The organism is Helicobacter trogontum, from assembly GCF_000765905.2.
GTDB lineage: Bacteria > Campylobacterota > Campylobacteria > Campylobacterales > Helicobacteraceae > Helicobacter_A > Helicobacter_A trogontum.
Genome location: NZ_JRPL02000043.1, coordinates 1 through 7,557, shown reverse-complemented (window position 1 = coordinate 7,557; position 7,557 = coordinate 1). Strand labels below are relative to the sequence as shown.

Sequence of the window (7,557 nt, the reverse complement as noted above, 5' to 3'; positions counted from 1 at the left end):
AAATGAATGTATCGCAATATATGCGATTTAAAATTTTTAATACCTAATAAATTTAAGTATTGCATTGTATCAAATATTAAAATTCTTACCTTTTTATTTTATAGTTTTTAGCTAAATTCTTGTCATTAAACATAAGGAAAAACAATGGCAAGACCAAAAAAAGATTTATATCAAGGTAGAAGTTTATTTGATTTCATCGAGCAAGACATAAAGCATAATTTTAAAACTTTAGATCAAGGAGAAGTTAATGAACAAGGAAATAACACTCGAGGAAATGAGGCAACAAGTAACACCGCAGAATATATTCACACTTCCAGTAGAATATTGGAAAAAGACAAAGTGGCAAACAAACAAAGAAAAAGTGTTGTTTATGATGGAAATGATGGACTCATGCGAGTTAAAAACACTCGAACAAATAGACATGCGGATGCGTATGGAGGACAATCTTTATTCTCTTATGAGCAAGGAGGAATGGGAAGAGAGGGAAAACACAATGAAACAGAGATTGCTGGAAGAGAAGAGAAAGGAAGAGGGCTATCCGATACCAGCACAAGAGAATTATACCTATCCAGACGACAAGGACATGGAGAGATTGGAGAGACTATTGCCACAACAAGATTACATAGCAATACTCACAATGAGGTGCGAGAACACTTGGAGGGCGGATCTCTACGACAATTATGGAATGAAGATACTCATTCGGTGGATGTATTATTGGGGGGAAATGATGGCAGATTTAGGGATTCACAATCTAGAAATACGCAAAGCCTTATGCGAACAAAGGAATTACGAACTAGAAATACTAGAGAGCAACGAAGCACAGAAGTTGAAACAAGAGGGTTATTTGGACTTGGATATAGCACAGATGAGGGAAATGAATTATTACAAGTTTATCCTACCGATCATACAGAAATACGCCAAGAATTATCCAAAAGAGTGGAGCAAGAGTCCTTACGAATAGATTTTAGAGCGAATGGAGATCCACACATTGGTTCTCCAAAATCAAGATTCAATAAGAATATAGAGGCAATTACTCTGTTAAAACAATTAGAGCAAGAAGAACGATATGCTACACTAGAAGAACAAAAAATACTCAATCTTTTTTCAAGTTGGGGCGGAATTCCACAAGCATTTGATATAAATAATAAGGATTGGCAGCAAGAATATGAGCTCTTACAATCAATTCTTAGTAAAGAAGAATATGAAAGAGCTAGAAATGCAACACAAGATGCGTTTTATACACCAGAGATCATTATTGATGCAATCTATAAGGGATTAGAACAACTAGGATTCAATAATACTCCACATACAAAAGAAATCTTTGAGCCCTCAATTGGAATTGGTTCATTTTTATCATATGCACATAAATATGGTAATAATTATGCCTTTAGTGGAATAGAATTAGATGATATTACTTACAGAATAGCAAAGAAACTCTACCCTAATCAAGAAATATTTTTAGGTGGCTTTCAGAATCATGGATTTAATAGAGATTATGATGCTTTTATTGGTAATCCACCTTATGGTGAAAAGAAGATCGCAGATGAATTGAGTGTTAATTTAAATGGATTATTAGTTTGTGATTATTTTGTTGCTAAGTCTATCCAAAATACAAAGCAAGATGGAATTATTGCATTTGTAGTTTCTGATAGATTCCTAGATAAAACGCAAAACCATGTAAGAGGATTAATCGCAAAGGAAGCAAGTTTTTTGGGTGCAATAAGATTGCCAAACAATACTTTTAAGGGTAGAGCAAATACAGGTGTAACAACTGATATAGTGTTCTTTAAAAAAGGTTTTGATGCAACAATTAACAAAGATTGGATTGAGAGTAAAAGCTATATTCAAAGAGAAGGTAAAGAGTATAACATTAACGAATATTTTTTAAATAACCCACAATATATTGCAGGGGATTTAGAACTTGTTACAACTGAATATCAGGATTACAAGATTATATGTACTCCAAATAAAGATAAAGTCCTAACATTACAACTTGATGCTTTCATAAAATCTTTGCCTAAAGATGTCTATCGATATAGAGAAACTACTTATAAGCAAGACATGAAAATAATCCCAAAAGATTCTTTACAATACCAACACATAAAAGATTATTTGGCAACTATAGAAAGTGGTAATTATTTTGTTTTGGAGGATGAAATTTATCAAAAAACCAAATTAGAAACACAAGATAACATTCAAGTAGTTATTCCGCTTATTCCTAATCAAAAAGATAAAACACGCATTGTAAAGATGATTGCCATCAGAGATACTTTAAATTCTTTAATAACTTTAGAAAAGAATAGCCAAGAGGATCAAGTTTTAGATCCGTTAAGACAAAAACTAAATAGACTTTATGATGATTTTGTAAAAACAGAAGGCTATCTTAATAGAGATGTGAATAAGAAAGCCTTTAGGCATGATAGGCATAGCAATAAGATTTTAGCTTTGGAAAAGAATTATAATAAAGGCATTTCAAAGAGTGTGGCTATAAAACATGGTGTAGCACCTATGAATCCTAGTGCAGAAAAATCCGATATTTTTTATAAAAGAACAATAGCCCCATACACAAAGGTTGTTGCTCATACTCCTAAGGAAGCATTAATTGCAAGTTTAAATGAATTTGGTAATATAGATTTGGACTATATGCAAAAACTTTTGCAAAAGAGTGTAAATGATATAAATAATTCTTCAAATAAAATTACTCAATACTCAAAAGATTCTATAAAAAATTCATTACTCCATGAGAAACTTATTTTTATTAATCATAATAATCCATCTGAATATATACTTGCCAATCATTATTTGTCAGGTAATGTTAAGAAAAAATATAAAGAAGTAAAGGCAATTTTAGAGGATATGCAAAGTTCCATGTCAAACGATTTAAGAATGCACTTGAAATCTAATTTAGAAAGTTTAGAACAAATATTGCCTAAGGATTTAAAAGCAACACAGATTAATGCTGAATTTGGTGCAGCGTGGATTCCTATGTCCTACTATTATGATTTTTTTACACAGATTCTAGAATCCCCAAGAGAAACAATTGTGTTACATCATAATGACAAAACAGGTGAATGGACTTTTAAAATTAATGATGTAATTTCCAATAAAGCACGAACAAATTATGCAACTAATCGTATAAGTGTTGCAAAGCTTATAGAACATGCTTTGCAGCGAAAGCCTATTAAAATCTATGATACATACATGAAAGATGATAAAGAGGTAAGAGAATTTAATGCAAAAGAAAGCACTCTTGCAAACACAAAAGTTGAACAATTAAAGTTTAATTTTAAAGAATGGATATACAAAGATTATGAACGCAGAAATGCAATAGAAAATATTTATAACGAAACTTTTAATACTGATGTTACACCATATTATGATGGTTCTCATCTACATTTGCAAGATCTTAATGTAAATATTACACTACGTCCTCATCAAAAAAATGCGATATGGGGAGCAATACAGGAAAATAGCCTTATTATAGACCATCAGGTTGGAGCTGGTAAGACTTTAGTTGGAATATGTGCCTTAATGGAGCAAAAAAGAATGGGAATCCTTAAAAAGCCTTTGATTGTTGTGCCAAATCACATTCTTTTCCAATGGAAAGATAGTTTTATTAAGGCTTATCCAAATGCAAATATATTGGTTGCCACAAAAGATGATTTACTAAAAGATAAAAGAGAACAATTTTTTGCAAATATTGCAACAAATGACTATGACGCAATCATTATGACCCATTCGCAGTTTAAATTTTTACCAGCACCTTATGCGGTAATTAAAGAAAGAATTGAAGAAGATATTGAGATTATGAAAGATATTATTGCACGAAAGCAAGAAGATTCTCAAGAAAGCAAATATTCAATAAAAAGACAAGAAGCCCAACTTGATAATTTTAAAGTCAAATTACAAACCCTTATGCAAGATCATAAAAAGTCTAAATCTCTTGATTTTTCAGAATTAGGCATTGATTGTATTATGGTAGATGAAGCACATGAATTTAAGAATTTGTTGCTGACTACTTCAATGGGAGACATTAGCGGACTTGGGAATTTGAAAGGTTCTCAAAAAGCTTATGATCTATTTGCAAAGACACAATATTTACACAATAATAATAAAAAAGTGTATTTTCTTACAGGCACACCTATAAGCAACTCCATCGCAGAGCTTTATACATTGCAACGATATATACAACCAAATACGCTTAAAGAAAAAGGGATTTATTGCTTTGATGATTGGGCAAGTGTATTTGGTGAAGTAAGTAGTCAATGGGAGTTGGATAGTTCGGGAATAAATTATAAAATGGTATCACGATTTAATAAATTTAATAATGTGCCTGAATTATCAAAAATGTATAAGAGTGTTGCTGATATTGTTACCAATGAAGATGTGCAAAAATATCATAAGAATTTTGTACCAAAACTCTATAATGATAAACCAATTAATGTAGTCGCACAAAGAAGTCTAGAAGTTGCTAATTTTATAGGTGTGCAAGATGAACATGGAATATGGAATAAAAGATCTATTGTATGGAGAATGGAGCATTTTAGCGATGATCCGATAAGAAATAATATGCTTGCATGCACAACTGATGCAAGAAAGGCAGGATTAGATTATAGACTAATTGATCCAAATGCACCAGATTATGAGAACTCTAAAGTTAATAAGCTAATAGAAAACCTTGTTTATGAATATAAGGCATGGGAAGCAGATAAAGGGACGCAGTTAGTATTTTGTGATTTATCAACCCCAAAATCACATTCTCAAAAGATTGATAGTAACAGCTTTTCTCATCAGAATTATAGAAATATTCATCAAGAAAATGAACCCAATAAAAGTATAGAATCTGATACAGAGCATACTGATGATTTTACCAATATTAATGATATTTTAGATTCACAAGATCAAGAGATAGATGAAAAAGATGAGAATCTTTCACAAGATGAAATCCTTGCTAAGAATGCTAAATTTGATGTGTATTCTGATATTCTTATAAAACTTACACAGCAAGGTATCCCACAAAATGAAATAAGGTTTATCCATGACGCAAAAACAGATTTACAAAAATCTGAACTTTTTTCGCTTGTAAATAGCGGTAAAGTCAGAATTCTAATTGGTTCTACACAAAAAATGGGAGCAGGGACAAATGTGCAAGAAAGAATTGTTGCATTACATCATCTTGATTGCCCATGGCGTCCAAGTGATTTGGAACAAAGGAGAGGCAGGACAATCAGACAGGGTAATAAACTCTTTGAGAGAGATGTAGAGAATTTTAGAATGAAAGAATATCGCTATGCAACAGAACAAACTTATGACGCACGAATGTGGCAAGTTATAGAAAGCAAGGCAAAGTCTATTGAACAATTTAGAAATGCCGATAGTAATACAAGAAGCCTTGAAGATATATCAATGGGGAGTGCAGATGCAGCAAGTATGAAAGCAGAGGCTACAGGTAATCCCTTAATTCTCACACAAGTGCAATTGAGTAATGATTTAAGAAAAGAAGAAATGCTTTATAATGCGTATAAAAAAGAAATTCATGACAATGAAGATAGACTACAAGATAAAATAACTAGACTTGCACAAGCACAACAACAAATACATGATTACAAACAACTCAAAACAATATTGGATAATAACAAAACTGCTCACTTTAGTGGCAAGTATGCTATCAATTCCATAGACGGATTGCAAGAATTAAAAGATTTTATCGTATATAAAGATGATACAAGCAAAGCAAACAAGCAAATACAAGAGAATCTTTCTATTAATCTCAATAAAACAATAAATCTGCTTATACATGATAATACTAAAGAATATAAGCTTTTTGAATATAGAGGTTTAGAAATTACAGCAGAAGTAAATAACAATGTCCTGCAGGTATTTGTGCAAAAAGATAAACTTGTATTTGAACCAAGCAATCTTGTCTTTATAAGAAAAGAGAATGAAATAGAGGACTTTAACACAAAAGTTACATTAGCAGGATTATTTACACGCATTAATAACTTTTATAATGGTGTCGATAAAGCAATAGAAAATAGCCAAAATCACGTAGTAAGGCTAGAAAAGGAAATAAATGAATTGCAGGAAATAACGCAAAATACACAAGAATATCCTAGAAAACAATATCTTGACGCATTAAGGCTTGATAATACTCTAATACTTAATGAGATCGAAAAATCTAGCAAACAAAAAAAATATAAAAGTAATTTTATTCCAACATCAAGCATTATTTTAGAAAATATAAACAGAAAACAACAAAGTGAGAATATAGTCAAAGAAAAAGATCATGAATTGTAGGTGGAATATGGTTGAGCAACTTTTATTGGTAGCATAATATGAGCTTTAACAACTAAAGCTTGATAAATATTTTGTAAAAACTTCTATGTATAAAGTCATATTGTGAAATAATTCGCCCATGTTTTTCAAAATATTTTTTGCGATGACATTTTTTAAAAAAGACTTGATATTATTTTTAGCTTCCTTTAAGGCTTCTTCAGATGCCAATTGTTTATATGCTATTAATAAACACAATAAATCGTGCAATAATATGTTTTTGATTTTCTTTTTTGTGTTTTTGTTATATAATCCCAATATTTTAAGTTCATCTATTAAGCCTGTTGATTGTGAAAATCTACTATGTTTTGGATTTCGTATAAAGTAATTTAAGATAGTATTATTATGTGCCAAAGCATTTCTTAGCTTTCTAACACAAAACATTAATGAATCTGATGGACATTCAAAACACGGATATTTTTCTTTATAAAATTTTATAAATTCCAATAGTTCGTTAAAAGTTAAAAATTCAATATATGCCCATAAGGGCAATTCTTGATATTTATCTGACAAATATTGTATATAATGATTTTTTAGATTCAAATTTATTTTTTTTGTCACACTTTTCCTCAAATTTTTTAATGATTTCATATCCATCTTCATCCGTTTCGCAGAAATGTTGGTGTAGTTTTACTTTTAAAAAATGTTCGCAGCCTAGTGAAATTTCTAATATCAAATCACGCAGTAGTGTATCCCATACAGAAAATTTTTTCAAGTATTTAAAATCTAAATTAACATATATCCCATTTTTATCTTTTTCAAAATTATAAGTCAAAGCTTTTATTCTAATATAATAATTGCTTTTGCGTAAAAATTCCTTTGCTTGATCTTTTGTCATTTCATTAAATTTTATTCCTTTTTTACCATACTTTCAATTTGTTGCTCAATTGATAGTTTTTTAGGTTTTTCTTTCATAAAAATATTCCTTTCTCATTGACATTAAAGTATAAAACTAATATAATTCCTATGTCGAACCCAAATTATATTTGGAGCAAGAAGATAACCTATCTTTTTGCATGAAGCTTGATTATAATTATACCATTTCACATATTTAAGACTTTTTAAGTTCATGTGTCTAGCTTATTGATATAAACTTGTATAGAAATTATACGCTATTTATTATTTCCAACTAATCCTTTTTTCTTGCAAAAATGATGGAATCCAGCATAAGTTCCTTTTTCATCTAAAAGTAGCCATGTAGCTCTTATGCTTAACTTTTTCTCT

General features: G+C 30.3%; 1 protein-coding gene and 1 pseudogene. One reads left to right on the top strand and one right to left on the bottom strand.

Features of this window, described 5'->3' with window-relative positions; translation table 11 throughout:
- Nucleotides 1-144: 144 nt before the first annotated feature.
- Nucleotides 145-6,297 carry an SNF2-related protein gene (locus LS81_RS10050; protein ID WP_233715921.1) on the top strand — a complete coding sequence of 2,051 codons (6,153 nt, stop codon included), beginning with the start codon at nucleotides 145-147 and terminating at the stop codon, nucleotides 6,295-6,297.
- A 45-nt stretch (nucleotides 6,298-6,342) separates the two neighbouring features.
- On the opposite strand, the pseudogene LS81_RS10045 reads toward LS81_RS10050, so the two are convergent.
- Nucleotides 6,343-7,171, bottom strand: a pseudogene (locus tag LS81_RS10045) (Abi family protein).
- Between the last annotated feature and the right edge of the window lie 386 nt (nucleotides 7,172-7,557).

Bases quoted from the DNA above. Each gene is read 5' to 3' on its own strand.
- LS81_RS10050 (WP_233715921.1), top strand. From the start codon at position 145: ATGGCAAGACCAAAAAAAGATTTATATCAAGGTAGAAGTTTATTTGAT.